The sequence below is a fragment of the Pseudomonas sp. FSL R10-1339 genome (assembly GCF_009600545.1).
Lineage (GTDB): Bacteria > Pseudomonadota > Gammaproteobacteria > Pseudomonadales > Pseudomonadaceae > Aquipseudomonas > Aquipseudomonas bubulae.
Map to the genome: position 1 here is coordinate 1 of NZ_WIVQ01000297.1, position 314 is coordinate 314.

At 53.2% G+C, this 314-nt stretch carries 1 protein-coding gene; it reads left to right on the forward strand.

What is annotated here, in order from left to right:
- Positions 1-314, forward strand: a 314-nt coding sequence (locus GHO03_RS24860) for a replication/maintenance protein RepL (protein ID WP_178110392.1), incomplete at both ends; no start/stop codon positions are given.

The window sequence follows — 314 nt, forward strand, 5'->3', positions numbered from 1 at the left end:
GTCAACAAACGCCGTTGTGTGCTCCTACAAGACCCTCTGCGAGGTCACAGATCTGAGCCGAACGTCAGTCGCAAAGGCAATCAAACACCTGAAAGACGACAACTGGCTGGATGCGATTAAGATCGGAAATGCCACAGCCTATTGCGTCAACGAGCGTGCTTTTTGGCAGTCAGCCCGCAACGCAAGGCGGTACGCGATTTTCTCAGCCACGGTCATTGCATCAGAGTCAGAGCAAGACAGCGACTATCACGAAAAGGCCCGGACAAAACTGACTCACGTGCCTGTGATTTCGAGCGACGACCGCGTTTTAGTAG